General features: G+C 58.9%; 16 protein-coding genes. 12 read left to right on the forward strand and 4 right to left on the reverse strand.

Annotation, left to right across the window (positions count from 1 at the left end):
• Positions 1-9: 9 nt before the first annotated feature.
• From BUA94_RS19580 to BUA94_RS19595, 4 genes are read left to right on the forward strand one after another with little or no spacing between them, the layout of a single operon-like run.
• Complete coding sequence (locus tag BUA94_RS19580) at positions 10-843, forward strand: carbohydrate ABC transporter permease (RefSeq protein ID WP_073015223.1); 834 nt, start codon at positions 10-12, stop codon at positions 841-843.
• A gap of 19 nt (positions 844-862) precedes the next feature.
• A complete protein-coding gene (locus BUA94_RS19585; RefSeq protein ID WP_073015051.1) occupies positions 863-1,987 on the forward strand; it encodes an ABC transporter ATP-binding protein in 1,125 nt (374 codons plus the stop codon).
• Positions 1,988-1,995: 8 nt separating this feature from the next.
• Positions 1,996-3,669: an SMP-30/gluconolactonase/LRE family protein gene (locus BUA94_RS19590; protein WP_084082141.1), complete on the forward strand. Its 1,674-nt coding sequence runs from the start codon at positions 1,996-1,998 to the stop codon at positions 3,667-3,669.
• Between the two features lie 2 nt (positions 3,670-3,671).
• Positions 3,672-4,409, forward strand: coding sequence for an SDR family NAD(P)-dependent oxidoreductase (locus BUA94_RS19595; RefSeq protein ID WP_235860661.1), 738 nt, complete (start codon positions 3,672-3,674; stop codon positions 4,407-4,409).
• 293 nt (positions 4,410-4,702) lie between these two features.
• Here BUA94_RS19595 and BUA94_RS19600 read toward each other — a convergent pair whose 3' ends face one another.
• Complete coding sequence (locus tag BUA94_RS19600; protein WP_073015053.1) at positions 4,703-5,821, reverse strand: iron-containing alcohol dehydrogenase; 1,119 nt, start codon at positions 5,819-5,821, stop codon at positions 4,703-4,705.
• Positions 5,822-6,158: 337 nt separating this feature from the next.
• On the opposite strand from BUA94_RS19600, the gene BUA94_RS19605 reads away from it, so the two are divergent.
• From BUA94_RS19605 to pdxA, 6 genes are all read left to right on the forward strand, one after another.
• Positions 6,159-6,623, forward strand: a complete 465-nt coding sequence (locus BUA94_RS19605) for a tripartite tricarboxylate transporter TctB family protein (RefSeq protein WP_073015225.1) — start codon at positions 6,159-6,161, stop codon at positions 6,621-6,623.
• A gap of 29 nt (positions 6,624-6,652) precedes the next feature.
• Positions 6,653-7,609 carry a Bug family tripartite tricarboxylate transporter substrate binding protein gene (locus tag BUA94_RS19610; RefSeq protein ID WP_073015054.1) on the forward strand — a complete coding sequence of 319 codons (957 nt, stop codon included), beginning with the start codon at positions 6,653-6,655 and terminating at the stop codon, positions 7,607-7,609.
• 90 nt (positions 7,610-7,699) lie between these two features.
• Entirely contained in the window at positions 7,700-9,193 is a 1,494-nt protein-coding gene (locus BUA94_RS19615; protein ID WP_073015055.1) for a tripartite tricarboxylate transporter permease, read from the forward strand.
• Between the two features lie 3 nt (positions 9,194-9,196).
• Positions 9,197-10,081 carry a dihydrodipicolinate synthase family protein gene (locus BUA94_RS19620; RefSeq protein ID WP_073015056.1) on the forward strand — a complete coding sequence of 295 codons (885 nt, stop codon included), beginning with the start codon at positions 9,197-9,199 and terminating at the stop codon, positions 10,079-10,081.
• On the forward strand, positions 10,078-11,025 hold the full coding sequence (locus BUA94_RS19625) for a phosphoglycerate dehydrogenase (RefSeq protein ID WP_073015057.1): 948 nt from the start codon (positions 10,078-10,080) through the stop codon (positions 11,023-11,025). Before BUA94_RS19620 ends, BUA94_RS19625 begins: the two co-directional genes overlap by 4 nt.
• A gap of 51 nt (positions 11,026-11,076) precedes the next feature.
• The gene (gene pdxA / locus BUA94_RS19630) at positions 11,077-12,057 is read left to right on the forward strand and encodes a 4-hydroxythreonine-4-phosphate dehydrogenase PdxA (protein ID WP_073015058.1); all 981 of its coding nucleotides are present in this window, start codon (positions 11,077-11,079) and stop codon (positions 12,055-12,057) included.
• A 54-nt stretch (positions 12,058-12,111) separates the two neighbouring features.
• On the opposite strand, the gene BUA94_RS19635 is transcribed toward pdxA, so the two are convergent.
• Both BUA94_RS19635 and BUA94_RS19640 read right to left on the reverse strand, forming a co-directional pair.
• Positions 12,112-12,852 carry a FadR/GntR family transcriptional regulator gene (locus BUA94_RS19635; RefSeq protein ID WP_073015059.1) on the reverse strand — a complete coding sequence of 247 codons (741 nt, stop codon included), beginning with the start codon at positions 12,850-12,852 and terminating at the stop codon, positions 12,112-12,114.
• A gap of 13 nt (positions 12,853-12,865) precedes the next feature.
• A complete protein-coding gene (locus BUA94_RS19640; protein WP_073015060.1) occupies positions 12,866-13,927 on the reverse strand; it encodes a four-carbon acid sugar kinase family protein in 1,062 nt (353 codons plus the stop codon).
• A gap of 159 nt (positions 13,928-14,086) precedes the next feature.
• On the opposite strand from BUA94_RS19640, the gene BUA94_RS19645 reads away from it, so the two are divergent.
• Both BUA94_RS19645 and BUA94_RS19650 read left to right on the forward strand, forming a co-directional pair.
• Positions 14,087-15,331: a metallophosphoesterase family protein gene (locus tag BUA94_RS19645; RefSeq protein WP_084082142.1), complete on the forward strand. Its 1,245-nt coding sequence runs from the start codon at positions 14,087-14,089 to the stop codon at positions 15,329-15,331.
• Entirely contained in the window at positions 15,328-18,762 is a 3,435-nt protein-coding gene (locus BUA94_RS19650; protein ID WP_084082143.1) for an ATP-binding protein, read from the forward strand. The genes BUA94_RS19645 and BUA94_RS19650 overlap by 4 nt, the downstream gene beginning before the upstream one ends.
• A 37-nt stretch (positions 18,763-18,799) precedes the next feature.
• Here BUA94_RS19650 and BUA94_RS19655 read toward each other — a convergent pair whose 3' ends face one another.
• Positions 18,800-19,735: a LysR family transcriptional regulator gene (locus BUA94_RS19655; protein ID WP_073015061.1), complete on the reverse strand. Its 936-nt coding sequence runs from the start codon at positions 19,733-19,735 to the stop codon at positions 18,800-18,802.
• Between the last annotated feature and the right edge of the window lie 69 nt (positions 19,736-19,804).

Here is a 19,804-nt window from a genome sequence, read left to right on the forward strand (position 1 = left end):
GAGAGCATGATGAAAAAACGGTCTCTTCTCGGCAACTTTGCTCTTTACGGTACGGTCACAGCGGTCTGTGTTGTCCTGCTCTTCCCGATCTACTGGATGTTTCTGACAGCACTCAGCCCTCGGACACAACTGCGCAGCTATCCGCCAAACTTCTGGCCCCGGGATCCGCAGTGGAATGTCTTCTCCGACCTTCTGGCAGCCCAGCCCTTCGGCCTGTGGATGTGGAACACCATCATGGTGGCAACCGCAACCATGATCCTGTCCCTGACGATCGGCGTTCTGGCTGCCTATGCCTTGTCCCGGCACCGCCTGCGTGGTGGACAGCCTCTCGGGCTGTTCATTCTCACGTCGAAGATGCTGCCCGCGACATTGCTGGTCATTCCCCTTTTCGCGATCTTCAAGTCGCTCGGTCTTGTCGGCTCGCTCTGGTCGGTCGTGATCGCTCAGGCGACACTGATCGTTCCCTTCGCAACGTGGATGCTCAAGGGCTATTTCGACACAATCCCGGCGGAACTCGAACAGGCCGCGCTTGTCGATGGCTGCTCGCCATTGGGGGCATTGTTCAGGATTGTTTTGCCCGTTGCCTCCCCAGGCCTGGCCGCAACAGCACTCTATGCCTTTGTCATTAGCTGGTCCGATTTCCTCTATGCGCGGACATTCCTTGCGACATCCGAATCCAAATGGACGTTGAACGTCGGCATCGCGACGCTCAAGGGCGAATTCGTGACCGACTGGAACACAATCATGGCTGCCTCCCTGATGGCGGCAGTGCCGATCATCGGCGTCTATCTGTTCCTTGAACGTTATCTGGTGGGCGGTCTTTCCGCCGGTGCCGAAAAGTAATCCAGGAAAGGCCAGAACCTTGGCAACTATCGACTTTAAGAACGTTCAAAAACGCTATGGCCAGTTCAAGGCCATACATGACTTCAACCTGCATGTGGGTGAAGGCGAACTGTGCGTATTCGTCGGTCCCTCCGGCTGCGGAAAATCGACCATTCTCAAGATGCTTGCCGGCCTCGAGGAGACCACAAGCGGCAGCATCGAGATCGGCGGCAGGGATGTGACAGACCTCGGACCCGGCAAGCGTGATATTGCCATGGTGTTCCAGAACTACGCGCTCTATCCGCATATGAGTGTCCGCTCGAACATCGGCTTTGGCCTGAAGATGCGTGGTGTTCCAAAGGCCGATATCGACAAGGCAGTCAATGAAGCCGCTGAAATTCTGGAACTGACCGATTATTTGGACCGTCGTCCTCGCGCATTGTCCGGCGGGCAACGCCAGCGCGTTGCCTTGGGCCGTGCCATTGTTCGCGAACCAAGCGCCTTCCTGATGGACGAGCCACTTTCAAATCTGGACGCAAAACTGCGGACCCAGACACGTTCGGAGATCGTCAAGCTCCAGAAGCGTCTCGGCGTCACCACGATCTATGTCACCCATGATCAGGTGGAAGCGCTCACCATGGCGACCCGGATCGTGGTCATGCGCGGCGGCGTCATCCAGCAGGTGGGCTCACCGGACGAACTTTTCTCCCAGCCCGCCAACCTCTTTGTCGCCGGGTTCATTGGATCTCCCGGAATGAACTTCTTCCGGGGTCCTGTCGAAATTGAAAACGGAAAAGCCTTCACACGCTTCGGCGAACAGAGAATCCCGCTTGGGCAAGTCCCACAAAAACTGACGGCAAAGGAGGCCATTTTCGGCATCCGCCCGGAACACCTGCAGGTGGGGGAAACCGGCGTTCCTGTAACGCTGTCCCTCGTCGAAAGCCTCGGCACCGAGAAGATCCTTCACTTTGCCACGCCGAAAGGCCAGGAGACGGATGCCATCGAAACAGAGATCGTTTCCGACGAGGATGCCCGCGACAAGAAGACCATGCTTGCCCGCGTAATTGATGATCGCCGTTACCATGATGGAGAAACCATTCGCATCGCTTTGCCGGAGGGCAAAGTTCATATATTCGATACGGTTACCCACGAAGCGATTGTATAGGAGCGGGCTTGCCGAACTTCGACAACATAGCGAAGCTCTACCCGGGCGCGGGAACCCTGGTGAAGGGCATTCAGCTGATCGAACTCATTGCTGAAGCAGCTGACCCCTGCAGTTCGACCTATCTGCTGAAGCAGACAAAACTGCCAAAGGCAACGCTCTATCGTTTGCTGGGAGCATTGGTCGAATTTGGCTACGTGAAGCATGATACACAGGCCAAGACCTACAGTCTTGGCAAGCGCTTCATCGAGCTTGGCCGCAGTTCGCTATCTGCATTCGATCTGCGCAGTGCCGCTGAGCACGAACTCACACGGCTGTCAGCGAGCCTCGGACAAACCGTCTCTCTGGTCGCCCATGAAGGTGACCACGTCATCTATGTGGATGTGCGCCGGCCCGCCAATCCGCTCGCAGTCAACATCGAAGTCGGCCGGACGCTGCCGGTCGCAGAGAGTTCGTCGGGGCGGGCCATTCTGGCTGCAATGCCCCCTCACGAGATGGGCAACTATCTCAATAACTACAGTCTGGAAGAACGGCATCAAATCCTGTCCGAGATCGCAATCAGCCGCGCCAGAGGCTATTCGATCGCAGAATCCCGTTCGATTCCCGGTCTGACAGTCATTGCGGTCGAGGTTCATGGCCCCCCCGGCATGGGGAGAGGAGCCATCGCGGTCACCGCACACGAGAGTGCTCTCAGTCATGAACAGCGGCATATCGTTGGCCGCGACCTGATGGAGGCTGCTCGCCGTGTCATGGGCAACATCGGTACGGCAAGCGTGAGCATTTCCTCAAATCCCCGGCGCCATCTCCATGTTGAAGAAGCGCTCGAGTGTATTCAGGCGGCTGGCGCGATCGTGGGGGAGGGGCCTGTCTGGGACAGGCGCAGCAACTTGCTGCGCTGGGTGGACATCGCGGCTCCCGCCACGAGGGTCTTCGATCCCGCCGGAACAGGCACCGCAATGCACCCGGCGCCAAGACTGGTTTCCGCAGTCCTGCCGGCCAATGATGGAACGATCCTCGCCATCACCCAGAACGGCCTTGAAAAGCTGAACCTGACCAATGGCGCACTCGATCCAATCTACGATCCGGAAGCCCACTTGCCTTCCAACCGTTTCAACGATGCCAAGACGGACAGGGCAGGGCGCATCTGGGCTGGAACCATGAGCCTCGATGCCTCGATGCCATCAGGGTCTCTCTATTGCTTTGATACTCCAACCAGAGCAAGGGCAGTCGATGGTGGGTTTCAGGTCTCCAACGGACTTGGCTGGAGTGCGGACGATAGAACCTTCTATTTCACAGACTCCGGCCTGGGCGTCGTCTTTGCCTATGATTTTGATCTGGAGCGGGGGACCCTTTCCAACCGGCGGGTCTTCTTGCAATTCTCTCCCTCAGAGGGCAAGCCGGACGGTCTGGCCGTCGATAGCGAAGGCACAGTCTGGATCGCTCTCTGGGACGGCTGGCGGGTTGCCGGATACGACCCGAAGGGCAAACTTGTCCGTGAAATCGATATGCCCGTACCGCGCCCCACCTGCTGCTGCTTCGGCGGAGAAGACAAGAAAACCCTTTACATCACGACGGCCTCGATCCGGCTTCCTGCCAGTGTTCTGGAAGAGGCTCCCTTGTCTGGCGGCCTGTTTTCGATCCGGATGGATGTGCCCGGACAAGAGGTAGCTGAGGTGGCAGTTTGACCGTGCAATATTCCGAATTCGCCGGCCGGCACGTACTGGTCACTGGCGCTGCCGCAGGCATCGGCAAGGCAGTGGCCCTGGCTTTCGCCAGACAAGGCGCCCATGTCACCGCAGTAGACCGGGCCGAGGTTGACCTCTCAACCGAACCTCTCAAGAGTGGGTCGATCTCTCCGATCACGCTGGATCTGGTCGAGACCGGTGCAATCCGGACTGCCTTTGAGCAAGCTACGGAACATCGCGGTCCGGTTACCGTGTTGGTGAACAATGCAGGCGTTGACAGGCGCATCTCTCTGGAGGACCAGTCACCTGAAGTTTGGCGTGAGATGATGATGCTGAACCTCGATCATCAAGCCATCCTGAGCAGTCTTGCAGCGCCAGGCATGACTGAGGCCGGTGGGGGCGCCATCGTCAACATGTCCTCCACCGCCTGGATGAAACTCGCCGGGAACCTAACCGCCTATCATGCGGCCAAATCTGCAATCATCGGTCTGACCAAGGGTCTGGCCCGCGACCTTGGGGCAAAAAACATCAGGGTCAATGCAATTGCGCCAGGCCGGGTGGTCACCGAACGGGTGAATGCCAAACTGACTGACGCATGGATAGCCGAAACGCATCAGATCCAATGTCTCAAGGACATTATCACCCCGGAAGACATTGCTCAGTCCGTTCTATGGCTCTCCTCATCCGGAGCCAGAATGATCACCGGTCAAACGTTGATTGTAGACGGAGGGGTCGTCTAGCTAGGTGCCCGTTCCCAAATTCGACGCAAATTTCGAAGGATCGAGACCGTGCCGCCTCGCCAGAGCCATAAGAATGCTCTCTGGCGAAGCGGCCGGTTTGGATACCATAAGCAAACGCAGTCCATAGCCGCGCAGCTCATCAATAAATGCACGGACGCGCTGATCTTCTTCTGACAGTTCAAGCTGGCGGAAAACCTCCCGGCAAAGGCCTGTTCGATTTGTCGTAGAAACGCAAAAGGGCCCCCAGTTTCCCGAGAGCCCTTGATCTACGGACAATTAGAGGCTGACTTGCCTCAGAATGCATCCCGGTAAATCTGCAGGATATCCTGCTCGCTGAGATCGACAGGGTTCCAATCCAGCAACCGCCGGATCTTGTGCGCATCCTCTGCCATTCGGGGGAGGTCGTCTTGCGGTACACCATGCGCGGAAAGGCGCATGTCGAGACCCAGGCTCTGGCAGAACTGGATCGCGGCGCTTCGAACGGCATCCTTGCCCTCGGCGGGAACGCCAAGCGCAGTGCAGATGGCAGCGGTCTTTGCCGGTTCAGCCTCGGCATTCGCCGCAAGCGTATGCGGAAAGATCAGCGCATTGGCGATGCCATGCGGCAGCTTGTGACGTGTGCCGAGCGGATAGGCGACCGCATGACCGCTGGTGGTGTTGACGGGCCCCAGACACACCCCACCGTAAAAGGCGGCAAGGGCAAGACCGGCGCGCGCTTCCACATCGCTACCATCATCGACTGCGCGCTTGAGATATTTTCCGACGAGTTGAATGCCCTGAAGCGCATAGGAATCGATCAGGGGATGCGACCGCTTGGACGTAAAGGCCTCGACGCAATGCGCCATGGCATCGACGCCGGTGGCCGCTGTCACTGCCGGCGGCACGGACAGGGTCAGGACAGGATCGATAATGGCCAGATCCGCAAGCATGTTGAGGCTTTCGCTCGCAACCTTTGCGAGCGTGTCAGGATCGGTGACCAATGCACGCGTGCCGACTTCCGAACCGGTTCCGGCAGTGGTCGGAATCTGAACCAGACCGACCTTGCGCGCCGGAGCGCGGTTGGGGCCGGAGATGTCGGACAGGGCAAGATTCGTTCCGGCAAGAACGGCCACAAGCTTGGCCAGATCCATGGCGGAACCGCCACCAAACCCGATAATCAGATCCGCATCGCCAGCTGCCTTCACAGCTTTTGACAAGTTATGCGTATCGGGCTCCGGAACGACCTCACCGAAGACGGCAGGGGAATCGAGCCCCAACACAGCCAGGCGCGCCGCATTCACAGGATCGGCCACAACGAAGGGCCGCTTGAAGCCTTTTTGGCGAACCCAAACGGCAAGGTTTTCCAGCGTTCCTGCGCCAAAATAGACTTCAGCCGGGCGCTGCATTGTCAGCGCTGCATCAAGTGATTGCATGGTACCTCCGCATATGTAGCACATTGCAATCATCGGTTTTTGATTGCAGAAATCGGACCGCATCTAGTCACTTGTAAATTTGCTTGTCAATTTCAATTTACAACAAACACACTTGAAACCTCTCAGCATCAGTCCGGCTAAATTCAATCGATATAATCAATTATTCCGCAGAAATGCCGAGATTTTTCAGAAGCCAGCACTCAAGAACGGCAAAATCAGAAAGCGCCGTAAAAGATAGATCAAATTTTCTCAGGGTATTTTCTCGCAAATTTAGTTGACAAGTTGTCAGGCCATCGTCATGGTCTTGCAAAACTTGGCAGGTCCTTTGGGAGGAATGATGTCCACTGCCCAGCATTCCAAAGCTGACATATGGATCGGCGCGGGGCTTCTCGGCTTTTGCGCTTTCGCAACCTGGCGCACGCTCCAGATCAAGCAGGTCGTCTCATCGACCATCGCCGGGCCTTCCTTTGTGCCCTGGCTGATGATTGGAGCGGTTTCCATCTTGTCGCTCGTTCTCATCGTGCGCGGCCTCCGGAGCAGCGGCCTGCCTGGCTCGCTCTCGACCGAAAACCTGCCGGATCGTGGCGGCCTGCTCAAGCTTGCGGCCTTCGCGGTCCTGCTCGTTGCCTATGCCGCGGCCTTCTACCCGGTGGGATACATCCCCTCGACTCTTGTCGCTTCCTTTGCCGGCCTGTGGCTGATCGGCGAGCGCAAGATCCTCGTTCTGCTGGGCTTCCCGGTGATCATGACCACCGCTGTCTATTACGGCTTCACGGAACTTCTGGCCGTCTGGCTGCCGTGACACTCAAAACTTCAATGGGAGGAATTATCATGTTCAAGACTACTGTAGCAGCAATCGCCTTGACCCTTGGGGCAGCAACTCCGGTTCTCGCTGATTTCCCGGAACGCCCGATTCAGATCATCGTTCCTTATTCCGCAGGTGGTTCGACCGATCTCGGCATCCGCGTTGTTGCCGATGCGCTGGAAAGCAAGTTTGACGGTCTTCGTACCGTTGTCCGCAACCAGCCAGGCGGCGGCGGCGGCATCGGCACTTCGGCCGCGGTACATGCCCGTCCGGACGGCTACACTCTCGGCGCTGGCGCCCAAGGGCCGATCGCGATCCTGCCGCATGTCGGCGGTGCGGATTACACGGTTGACGACTTCGAGTTCGTTGGCCTGTTCTCCCGCTCGCTCCAGCTTCTGGTTGCCTGCAAGGATGCGCCCTTCAACGACTATGACAGCTTCATGGCCTATGCCCAGACCAAGGCACCGCAGATCGGCAACTCGGGCGCAGGCGGAGCGAACCATGTTTCCGCAGAAGCTTTTGCAAAGGCAGCCGGGATCAAGATCGAGTCCATTCCGTTTGGCGGTTCCTCTGAAGCCCGCACGGCCTGCATCGGTGGCCACATCGATGCCATGGTTGCCTCCCCTGCAGAAGCAAAGACTGCTGCCGACGCCGGTCAGATGACCCCGCTCTTCGTCATGGAAGACAAGCGTATCGACCTGTTCCCGGACACGCCGACCGCAGTCGAGAAGGGCGTCGACTTCACCTGGTCGTCTTACAAGGGTCTCTTTGCTCCCAAGGGCATTCCGGCAGCCGATCTCGACTGGCTCCGCAATGCTGTCAAGGAAGTGGCCAGCGATCCGGCCTTCATCGCAAAGATGACCGAAATGGGTGAATTCGTGACCTACGAAGATGGCCCGGCCTTCGAAGCGCGCGTCAAGAAGGACAGCGCAATGTCCAAGGCTGTGCTGGAAGACCTCGGTCTCCTGGGCATGAACAAGTAAGCCACACTACAAGTCATCCGGCCGGAGCGGCACACCGCTCCGGCCTTCAAACTCATCTGAAGGGCAGCGCCCTCATGCAGCCGGTCTAATATGGAAACCTTGTCGTATCTCGCACCTTTGGCCCAGCTCGACGTGCTTTGGACCATTGCGCTTGGAACCCTTGGCGGCCTGATTATCGGTGCATTGCCCGGTCTCACCGCGACCATGGGCGTTGCCCTCCTGATCCCGATGACCTTCGGCATGGCCCCGGTAATGGGGCTGAACATGCTGATCGGTATCTATATCGGCGGCATTTACGGCGGCTGTGTTTCTTCCATTCTGTTGCGTACGCCCGGCACGCCCGCGTCTGCCGCAACCGTTCTTGATGGCTATCCGATGGCTCAAAAGGGCCATGCGGGCAAGGCGCTCGGCATGGCGACAATCGCCTCGACCATTGGCGGCCTCATTGCGGCAGTCGTTCTTGCGACCCTCGCACCGCAGCTCGCAGGGATCGCACTGGAATTCGGGGCGCCTGAGTATTTCGCGCTTGCCCTTTTTGGCCTGACGATCATCGCCTCGCTGTCCGGAGACATTCTGAAGGGCGCGATTTCGGGACTGCTCGGCATCCTCATCTCCTGCGTCGGCGCAGATCCGATTTCCGGCATCTCCCGTTTCACCTTTGGCATTCAGGGCTTTGCTTCTGGTTTTGCCTTCACCCCTGCCTTGATCGGCCTTTTCGCTCTGTCCGAGGTCTTCACCCAGATCGAGCGTCTTGCCAGCAAGGAGCCGCCGGTTACTCTGGTCAAGAACCGCTGGCCGTCCTGGGCAGATATGAAGGAAAGCCGCTCGGCCCTGATCCGTGGCTCGTTCATCGGCACTCTGATCGGGATCATCCCCGGTACCGGTTCCGGCACTGCTTCGTGGATTGCCTATAACGAAGCGCGCCGTTCTTCCAAGACGCCCGAGAAATTCGGCACGGGCCACATGCCGGGGATTGCCGCGACCGAAAGTGCAAACAACGCCGTTTGCGCCGCAGCTCTCATTCCGCTCCTCGCTCTGGGCGTACCTGGTGACGTGGTGACCGCCGTTCTGATGGGCGGCCTGATGATCCAGGGCCTTGCTCCGGGACCGATGCTGTTCCAGACCAATCCGGACGTCGTTGTCGGCATCTTCGGCGGCACTTTCATCGCAACGATCTTCATGTTCATCTTCGGCATGGCACTCATCCCGGTCTTCTCAAAGATCCTGATGGTCCCCCGCCGCATGCTGACCATCTCCATCGTTCTTTTCTGCTTCATCGGTTCGTTCTCGATCAACCTGAACCCGGTGGACCTCTACACAATGGTCGGCTTCGGTGTGCTCGGCTGGGGAATGCAGAAATTCGGCTTCTCTCAGGCAGCTCTGTGTATTGCCCTCATCCTCGGGCCGATGCTGGAAGCGAACCTGCGCCGCGGTCTGCTGCAGGCCGGCGACAATCTGACCGAATTCCTGTCCGGTCCGATCACCCTTCTGTTTCTCGCGCTCACCGTGCTGTCACTTGGCTGGCCGATGGTCGCGAAAGCGCTGGCCCGCAAGTCCAACGCGCGCCCTGAAATTACGGAGTAATCTATGTCCCGCAATGCCCATGTCGCCCTCGTCACCTGCTTCAATGAGGACGAGACGATCAACTATGAGGCGACCCGCGCACAAGTGCGCCGCCAGGTCGCCGCTGGCAACGACCTGATGGTCTGCGGCACCAATGGTGACTTTTCGGCCCTGACCCACGAGGAAAAGATCCGTCTGACCCGTGAAGTCATGGAAGAAGTCGGCGGCAAGGTGAAGGTGATCGCCAACGTTGGTTGCCCGTCGACCTTTGAGACGCTTCAGCTTGCAAAGGCCGTGGACGACATGGGCCTGCACGGCATCGCGGTCATCACGCCTTACTTCATCGCCTGCACCCAGGATGGTCTGATCCGTCACTTCACCACCATCGCCGATGCGGTGAAGACCCCGATCTACCTCTATGACATTCCGGCCCGCACCCAGAACCACATCGAACCGGCCACGGCCAAGGTTCTGGCCCAGCACCCGAACATTGCAGGTATCAAGGACTCCGGCGGCTCCACCGAAACGGTTCTGGAATACCTTGCCGTTGCCAAGGAAGTCGGCAACTTCGAAGTCTATTGTGCACCGGACCATCTGGTTCTCTGGGGTCTGGAACAGGGCTGCGCTGGCGTCGTGTCTGGTCTCGGCAACGTTGCTCCGGAACTGCTGGCGCAGATCATCAAGGGCTTCAACGAAGGCGACATGGATGCAGCCAAGGCAGCGCAGGAGAACTTCGCCGGCCTGCGCGTTGATCTCTATGCTCTTGGTTTCCCGCCCGCGCTGGTCAAGCGCGCGCTCTTCATGAACGACAGCTCTGTCGGTCTGTCCCGCCAGCCGGCGCTTCTGCCGGATGCTGCACAGGACGCGAAGATCGTCGAGATCCTGAAGAAGCGGGACCTGCTGAAATGACCGTTGTCGTCACGACATCTCCGGGTTTTGGAAAGCACGGCAAGGTTCCGGCGCTGATTGAAGAAGCCGGGTGGGAATTCATCCGCTGCGTCGATGCTGCCGAAGTGGCAGCGAATATTGGCCGGGCGGACTTTCTGGTGGTGGGCCTCGTGCCCGTCACCGGCGAAACCCTGCAAGGTGCTGACAAGCTGAAAGCTGTCATCAAGCATGGCGTGGGTGTCGACAACATCGATATCCCGGCCTGCACGGCGAAGGGTCTTCCGGTCTGCAATACGCCTGCCGCAAATGCGGATGCGGTGGCTGAACTTGCTGTCGGTCTGATGTTCTCCATGGCGCGGTTCATTCCGCAGGGCCACGCAAGCGTGACTTCCGGTGGATGGGAGCGGCGGATCGGCAGCCAGCTTGGCGGCAAGACCCTCGGCATCGTCGGACTTGGAAACATCGGCAAGAGACTGGCCAAGCTCGCGCTTGGTCTGGGAATGCAGGTTGTCGCCAGCGACATGTACCCGGACGAGGCCTTCGCGGCAGCCAATGGCATCCGCTTCCTGTCACTGGAAGAGCTTCTGGCCCAATCGGACTATGTCTCGCTGCATGTCTTCGGCGGAAAAGACAACGCTGCCCTGATCAACCGGGACAGCCTCGGCCTGATGAAGCCCGGTGCGAAGCTCATCAATCTGGCGCGCGGAGAGGTTGTCGATCTCGACGCTGTAGCCGAAAGCCTCGCCAGTGGCCATCTCGGCGGCGTTGCCATCGACGCCTATGTCCAGGAGCCGCCAGCGATCAATCATCCGGTTTTCTCCCATCCTAACGCTGTCTTCACCCCGCATTCAGGGGCCGACACGCTGGAAGCGTTGGAGAATGTGGGCCTGATGGTAATCGAAGACATCAAGACCCTGATCGGTGGCGGCATGCCTGCCCGCTGCCTGAACGCCAAGAACATCTGAATTAACGAGGCGGCCAGGAAACCGGCAGGAAGCCTCGAACTGGAGATACACATGACCCAGAAGCCGATTGTCATCACCATGGGAGACCCGTCGGGCGTCGGTGCCGAGGTGACGGTTAAGGCCATGGCTTCGCTGGCCGCGCCGGAACGCGCACGCTATGCGGTGATTGGCGACATGCCCACCCTGGAACGGGCAGTAAAGGCGTGCGGCCTGTCTCTGAAGCTGGTCGTTCATGGCTCAGACATCGGACCGGATGACCTGGCCGTGATCCATGTGGCTGTTGAAGGTCTGCCCGGCAAGTTCGGAGTTCTGTCTCCTGCCTGCGGCGAAGCCTCATTCCGCTACATCGAAAAGGCGGTCGAACTGACCATGGCAGGGACCGCTGCAGGCATCGTGACCGCTCCGATCAACAAGGAAGCGCTCAACGCAGCCGGCCACCATTACGATGGTCACACCGGCATGCTGGCGCATCTGACAAAGTCCAAGTCCAGCTGGATGCTGCTGGCATCGCCGACGCTCAACGTTCTCCATGTTTCCACCCACGTGTCCCTGAAGGATGCAATCGGACGGGCAACGCCGGAACGAGTTCTCGAAACCATCCGCACCGGTCACAAGCACCTGAAGCGCATGGGCATCGAAAACCCGCGCATCGCAGTGGCGGGCATCAATCCGCATTGCGGTGAGAACGGCCTGTTCGGCCGCGAAGATGATGAGCAGATCACCCCGGGCGTGAAGCTGGCCCAGGCAGAAGGCATCAATGTCCAGGGTCCGATCTCGGCGGACACGGTCTATCACCGGGCCAACACCGGCGCCTTCGACCTCGTGATCGCGCAGTATCACGATCAGGGTCATATTCCGATCAAGCTGATCGCCTTCGATACAGCGGTCAACGTATCGCTCGGCCTGCCGATTGATCGTTGTTCCGTCGACCACGGCACCGCGTTCGACATCGCAGGCACCGGCAAGGCCAACCACGTCAACATGCTGGCAGCTCTCGACTATGCCGGGAAGCTGGCATCCGGCCGCTCCTGACGGATCCGGACAGCAATTGAAAAAGGCGCCCTCTGTGATCAGGGGGCGCCTTTTTTATTTCTCCCGCATCCTCAGATCGAGAAGGCCGCTGCCAAAGAGCCTGTCGCGGGAATGCTCGAGATGAGCGAGCATGCGAGCCTCCGCCAGGTCACCGTCCTGATCGCGGATCGCCTCATAAATTCCGGTATGTTCCTCAAGCACCGTTTCCAGCGCCTTTGAGCCATCGGTCATTAGCGACTGGCCGTGCATTTTCATGCCGACATAGATGTGCTCCCGGAGCGCCCGCACCGCGGCTTCATAATAATGGTTGTTCGAGGCCTTGGTGATGGACAGATGGAAGGTGAAATCAGCATCTTCCCGGTGCTGATGACTGCCCGTGGCAGCCCGCATCAGGTCAAGAGCATCCCGGATTTCATTAAGGGAGGCGGTGTCCCTCCGCTCTGCCGCAAACCGGGTTGCTGCCGTTTCGATGGTGATCCGGAACTCGTAGCACCGCTGCACATCCGCAAGGTTCTGCACCTTGGCGAAGCCGACCGGATTGGCGGAAGCCGCGCGAACATAGTTTCCCGCACCCTGGCGCGAATAGATGACGCCTTCCGTCCGCAGCTTTTCAAGGGCCATGCGCAGAACCGGACGCGAAACGCCGAACTCCTCCGACAGGGTGTGCTCGGAGGGAAGTTTCTGGTTCAGCGGGTATTCACCATTGGTGATCCGGCTGTACAGCGAATGATAAACGCGGTCAGCCAGGGTCAGCTTTGGCCTGTCACGGGTTTCCTTTGGCGAAGCGCTTTTCAAAACGTATGCTTTCTCAACTGTCGGCGGGCAAGACTATGAAATTCCGGTAGAGGCTTACAAGGGTTTCCGCTCCTCCAAAGCCACCTGACTTCGTGATGAACCTCATGCCTGGCAGTCCATCCAACATTCGCGAGACGGGAAGCCCCGGCAATGCCTCTCCCTCGACCTGCAGCAGACCGCAACCCAAATGCTTTGCGATCGCCGCAGCGGTCTCACCGCCGCTGGCAACCAGCGTTCGCGGGCGCATGTGCTCGACGGCACGGCAACAGGTGAGGGCGAACCTCTCAGCTGCCGTCTGAACCGAGATTGTGTCTGCGCCTTCGGTCAACTGGATCAAGCAGTCATGAACCTGCGCTGGTGAAATGCCAGATGCGACTTCACCATTTGGGGCCAGAACACGATCGATATCAGTGGCCTTGAGCCGGTCCAGCTGGGCAAGAGTGATCGGGTCTCTCGAGCCAATGGCAAAAAGGGCAGGGGCCTCAATCTGCACGGGCTGCTCTTTGAGAACTAGGGGAGCCAACTTGCGCGCAAGTGCCTCGGCCAATCCGGCAGCTCCGACAAAAAGCGTGTCGGCTCCAAGTTTATCGATGGCACGGTCCAGATCCGCATCGGACGCTCCATCAATGACGTCTTCGAAGGCCACGCCCGCTCTTTCAGCCACGGGAATGGGAACCGCAATTCCATTGCCGGAAGCCAGGCCTGATTTTACAAGTCGTCCAAGTTTCGGAATGGCGGGTGTCACGGCCACTCGGGACCGGAAAGGCGCAAGCACCGAAAGCTCGGCGGCCACATGGCCTTTCAACCGGCTGTCGACCTTCTTGAAAAGAAATGCCTGTGCCCATACGTCGTGCTTCTGGCACTGTCGCCAGACGGTCTCGACACGATTTATGGCTTCACTTTCAGTCCCTTCCCTGCTGTTGACCGAAATTGTAAGCACATCAGGGTCCCGGGCGATTGCCTCCGCCACAGCATCTGGCGAAAGGGCGCAGACAACGGAAAGACCCCGTCCGCAAAAGGCGACGGAGCTGTCCAGGGCGCCGGTCAGATCATCGGCAATGATCAGGATTTTCATAAGGAAGCCATTCTCAAATCACGTCAAATGACTTTACAAGAAAACAACTTGTAAAACAAATCTGCAATTGCCAGATCCGGTACAATTCAAGCTTGGCAAGAAATCCTGACTGCTCCTATGGTGGAAACAATCAGGTTCAGGGCAGTTAGTTTTATAAAAATGAGTTCAATCAAGATTTTACATACGGCCGATGTGCATCTGGACTCCCCCCTGAAATCGCTTGCCCTGCGCGAGGAAGGCCTACAGTCAGCGGTTCAGACCGCTACCCGAACCGCCTTTTCCAAACTGATCGATTTTGCCCTTACTGAGGAAGTCGCTGCTCTCCTGATTGCCGGTGATCTCTTCGACGGCGCACAACGCAGCGCCAAGACCGGCGCATTTCTGCTGACTGAACTCGACCGGCTGAAGGCCGCAGGCATTGCCGTCTTCTACATCAAGGGCAATCACGACGCCGAAAACCCGGTCACGGGTGAAGTCAGCCTGCCAGACAATGTCCATGTTTTCGATGGCCGTGGTGGCAAGAAGCAGTTGGGGGCGACCGGTATCTGGATCCACGGCGTCAGCTTCAGCGGCCGTCATGCTCCCGAAAGCCTGTTGAGCAAGTTTGGCGCCCCGGAGGAGGACGCCGTCAACATCGCCATGCTGCACACGTCGCTCGCCGGCAGCCAGGGTCACGACACCTATGCCCCTTGCACGGTATCGGAACTCTCCGCCATGGGCTTTGACTACTGGGCCCTTGGCCATGTCCACAAGCGCCAGGTTCACGCGAGCGCGCCCTGGATCGTGATGCCAGGCATCCCGCAGGGACGGGACATCGGCGAAGCTGGCCCGAAATCTGCAACGCTGCTGACCATCGAAGAGCGGCGGATATCCGTTTCCGAAGTGCCGACCTCCGCCGCCGAGTTCTGCGAGCTTCAGGTCGATCTTGAAGGCTGCACCAGCGATGACGAGGTTCGCGGCCGCATACGTGCCCGGCTGCAGGACCTCAGCACCGGACTTGTCTCGGACATCGGCCTGTTGCGGCTGACATTGACGGGCTCCACGGCACGCAAATGGCAAATCCTGCGGGATCAGGATCTCTGGCGGGAAACCGCAGGTGAGATTGCTGCCAACACAGGCCGGATCTGGATCGAGAAGCTGAAAATTGATCTGAGCGATCCCGGAGCGGAAACGGCGGCGTCTTCAGCCGTCGCCGAACTTGAAAAACTCATGGCTTCCATTCGCACAGAGCCTGGCTTTCAGGCTCAAATGAGCGAACTTCTGGAAGGGGTCAGCGCCGAGATTCCGGTCAGGAGACGCGCCGAGTTACTTCCGGACGAAGCTGCAGCCAGACAGCTCTCTACGGATCTTTCAAGCGCGGGCGCACAAACCATTTTGGCAGCCATGAAGGGGGCGAGCGAATGATGCGCCTGCGCTCCCTGACCCTCGACCTGTTCGGCCATTTCTCCGCAAAGTCCTATGACTTTGGCGATGCAACACCAGACCGCCCGGATTTCCATGTCATCTATGGGCCGAATGAAGCCGGCAAGACCACCAGCATGGAAGGGTTCCTGCGGCTTCTCTATGGTTTTCCGCATATCGACCCTTACGGCTTCCTGCATCAGCGCAAGAACCTCAAGGTTTCAGGTGTTCTGGATGTGAACGGCCAGCGCCTTGAATTGACACGTCTCTCCACCCGGGACGGGTCGCTCCGTGATGCCAATGACATGATCCTGCCGGAAGCGGCCATCCAGGCCCATCTCGGCAGCTTGTCGGAAACCGATTACCGCCAGCTCCTGTGCCTCGATGACGAGACCATCGAAAAGGGCGGCGACGAGATTGTCGCCAGCAATGGGGACATCGGCCGGCTGCTTTTTTCAGCCGCAGCTGGCGTCAGCGACCTGACCGGTGTGCTTGACCAGTTCCGGTCGAAGGCCGACAGCCTCTACAGGAAAAGGGCCAGCTCCACAGAGGTCGCGCGGCTCAAGAAGGAGCTGGCAGACGTTGATCAGCAGATCAAGGATCTGGATATTCCCGCAAGCGCCTACAAGAAGCTGAAACAGGCACTTGAGACAGCGCGCCAGGAGGAAGCCGACCTTCGCAGTCAACGAAAAAGCCTTCATGATCAAAAGGCCATTCTGAGCTCTGAAAAATCGGCCCTGCCTCTCTTGAGCGAGATCCAGAACCTCACAGACGCACTCGCAGATCATGAGGACTTCCCCCGCCAGCTTGAAGTCAATCCTGAGGATCTTGTTGAGCTCCTGACCCGGCAGAACAGGCTCCTTGGTGACAAGGACCGGCTGGAAGCAGAAATAGCAACTCTGACGGAAGAGCAGGCGGGCCTTGTCCGGAACCCGTCTCACCAGACCCTCCAGAGCGAGCTGGCAGCCCTTGCCTCCCTCAGCGCCCGCTACTCCACGGCACAACTGGATCTGGAGAAACGCCGCAAGTCTCTGGCGGAGACCCATGCGGATATGGCGCGCTCAGCACGGGATCTGCAGGTTCCCGAAGGCACAGATCCGGTCACACTCGTGGTCACCGAAGCACAGCTTCAAAAGCTCGAAGACACCCGCCAGACCTTGCGGGATCTCACTCTCCAACTTGAAAGGGAAGGGGAGCAGCTCAAGGAGGCGGAACTCCGTTTGCGCCACGCCCAGGAGCGGCAGGCAGAACTCAAAACGGCAGACACCGCCAATACGCCCGTCGGCCCATTGCTTCAACGCTATGCCATCGACAGTCTCGCCCCCCGCTTTGCAAGCGCGACGGAAGCACTGAAATCTGCAGCGACGGCACGGGATGAGACCCTTGCGGATCTGGCAATGGCAGGCCAGACCTTTGACGCGGTACCGGCGTCAGGCCTGTCACTGACGGAAGCAGAAGAGCTTGCCCGAGCCCACGACGGCGTTGAAAGCCAGCGCCAGACTTGCGCAGAGCGCTGTTCGGAAAGTCAGCGGGACCTCGCAGCACTTGGCCTCAAGATTGAACATCTGACATCTGCATCCGGCCTGATCGACGATGACCATGCCAAGTCTGCAAGGGACGAGCGGGACCGGCTTTGGAGCGTTCACAAGTCAGACCTCAGCCCGACCACGGCAAATGCCTTCGAAGCCGCCATGGAAAGCCTCGACAAGACAAGCAGCCTGCGTCTTGATCACGCGGCAGAACTCGGTCAGCTGCGCGGCGAAGAGCAGCGCCGGATCGAGTTGCAAGCCCGGTATTCTGCCTACAAGGAGAGACTTGCGAGGCTTGAAGAAGAGGCGACCGCTCTGCTTGCCACGGCGGACGGGCATGCACGCGCCTTCGGCTTCAAGAGCCCGGTCCCGCCGAAGCTTCTGGCGCAGTGGGTGGCGAAACGTGACCTTGCCTCCAAGGCTCAACGCACTTGGGAGCGGCTTTCCCAGGAACATGAAGAGACCTTGGCGAGTGCCAATCGTCTTGCCGCAGACCTTCGTCCCCTCCTGACCCTTGAAACAGGAGATTTTCAGACCCTGGTTTCGGAGGCCCGCCGCCGCTTGCAGGACGAACGCAACCGGGAAGACGAGCGGAAGTCGGCAGAAGACGCCCTGAAGTCTCAAGAGACTGCGGTCGAGCGCCATCAGCAACGGATCAACGAGCTGAAGGCAGCCAAGCTGGCTGCGAACTCCAGCTGGCAGGCTTTGGCCGCTGAAAGTTTTCAGGCGCCGGTCGACACGGATCTGCTGGTCCAGTCGCTTCAGCCCTTGCGCAGCCTTCGGGAGCTGGAGCTGACCCGATCGGGACTGACCCGCCAGATAGAGAGCATGGAAGCAGACCAGGCGGACTTTTCCCGCGAGGTTTCAGATCTCGCGCAAAAAGCTGGCCTCCGGCTGTCCGAAACACCCGCGGCAACCTATGGCCAGCTGCAAGAGCTGGCGAAAGCCGCCCAGAAGACCGAAGACACCTATGTGGAACTTGGGCGACGGCTTGAAGCTGCCAGGTCAGGGCTTGCCGCAGCAGAGACCGTACTGCGTGAGATCGACGGCAAGCGGCTGGTTCTGGCAGAAGCCTTCCCCGACAGGGTCGCGACCGGGAGCCTTCAAAGCCTCAGGAGCGCTGTCAGCCTGGCAGGAGAGGTCATCGAAAAGCGGAAACGGCTGGATGACCTGACGTCCTCTCTTCAGGGCCTGATCGGAAGCCTCGAGGATGCCAAGCTGCGCCTGGAGGACAAGACCGAGACGGATCTGACCGCTGCCCTATCCCTGATCGATGAAGATCTGAACCGGGCAGACCAGCAATTGGAGCAAGCGATCGAGCGGCGCTCAAATGCCCAACGGGATCTTGCTGCCGTCTCCGGCGACGGCGAGGTTGCCCGGTTGGTCGAGCGCAAGACGACGCTGGAACTGGCGCTTGAAGAGACGGTGCTTACCTATCTGGAAACCCAATATGGTCTGAGCCTGGCTGAAGAGGCCATCCGCCGCTACCGCGACACCCATCGCAGCTCCATGATGGAAGCCACGGAAAAGGCCTTTGCCGACCTCACCAACGGCGCTTATGCCCGTCTCACCACCCAGCCGGAAGGCAAGACGGAAGCCCTGCTTGCCATCGACGCGCGGGGAACGGCCAAGAAAGCCATGGAACTTTCCAAGGGCACCCGATTCCAGCTCTATCTGGCCCTACGCGCAGCCGCCTATCAGCAGCTGGCCAGCCAGAACCTCTGCCTGCCGTTTTTCTGTGATGATATCTTTGAAACCTTCGATGAAAGCCGCACCCGCTCGGCCTGCAAAGTCATGAGCACGATCGGGCGCACCGGCCAGGCCATCTACCTGACACACCATCAGCATGTCGTCGACATCGCCCGTGAGGTCTGCGGCAGTGAGGTGACCATTCACCGGATCTGACCCTGCCTGCGGACTGGATGCCTTTCACTGCGGCCTCTCAGGACATCGGCCACTGATCCGTTCCGGCAATTTCCCGGGTCAGATCCTCAATTTCCGCAATCACCTTTGCGATGACCGGATCCGCCTTGTTGCGGCGATGATAGCTAAGACAGACCGTCCTGATGTAGTCGGGAGAAAGAGAGACGGCGCGGACACGTCCGGCCGCAAGCTCTTCGACAAAGGCACTGCGGGCGAAGACCCCGTAGCCCTCGCCGGAACTTACCAGCCGGACAAGCTGATGGCCTGCGTCAATTTCAAACCGGATGTTCATCTTCAGCCCCAACGCCTCGATTCTGCGCTCGAGGTTGTTCCGCAAGGAATGCCGTCCGGAGGTGATGATGATCGGAAGTTCGGCCAGCCGCGTGAACGGAAAAGGATCCGGGATGCCGCGCATCGCATCCGATGCCCCGATGAGAACCATCTCTTCCTTCATCAGCGGTTGACTAATGACCGTATCCGTCTCCACCTCATTGAAAGTGATCGCAATGTCCAGTTCACCGGCTGAAATCCAGTCGTGGAGATATCCGGACATGGCCTCCACGAGACGCAGAGATACTTTCGGGAATCTCTCTGTCAGGCGGCGCAGCAAGGGCTGTGTCAGAACCGCTGCTGTTGACGGCGGCAGGCCGATGGAAACATCCCCGGAAGGTTCAGTGGCAATCTGCTTGAGTTCTGAACTGAGCGTTCCAAGGATACCGAAAACCTCGTAGACCTGCGGCAGCAAATGGCGCCCGGCAGGGGTCAGAGCAACACCCCGGGCCAACCGGTCGAAGAGTGTCAGGCCGAGATCAGCCTCAAGTCGCCGGATAGAAGCCGAGAGTGCCGGTTGTGCAACGCCAAGTCTTTCCGCTGCGGCTGTAATCGAACCTTCTTCCGCAACAGTGACGAAGGCCTGAAGTCTATTGAGATCAAACTGATGAGCAAGCTGAGCCATGATCCATATAAAAATGATTATAGCGGAAGATGCAAACAATATGAGTTTTTTGTGTCAGGGGCCGCTACC

The organism is Roseibium suaedae (assembly GCF_900142725.1).
In the GTDB taxonomy this organism is placed as follows: Bacteria; Pseudomonadota; Alphaproteobacteria; order Rhizobiales; family Stappiaceae; genus Roseibium; species Roseibium suaedae.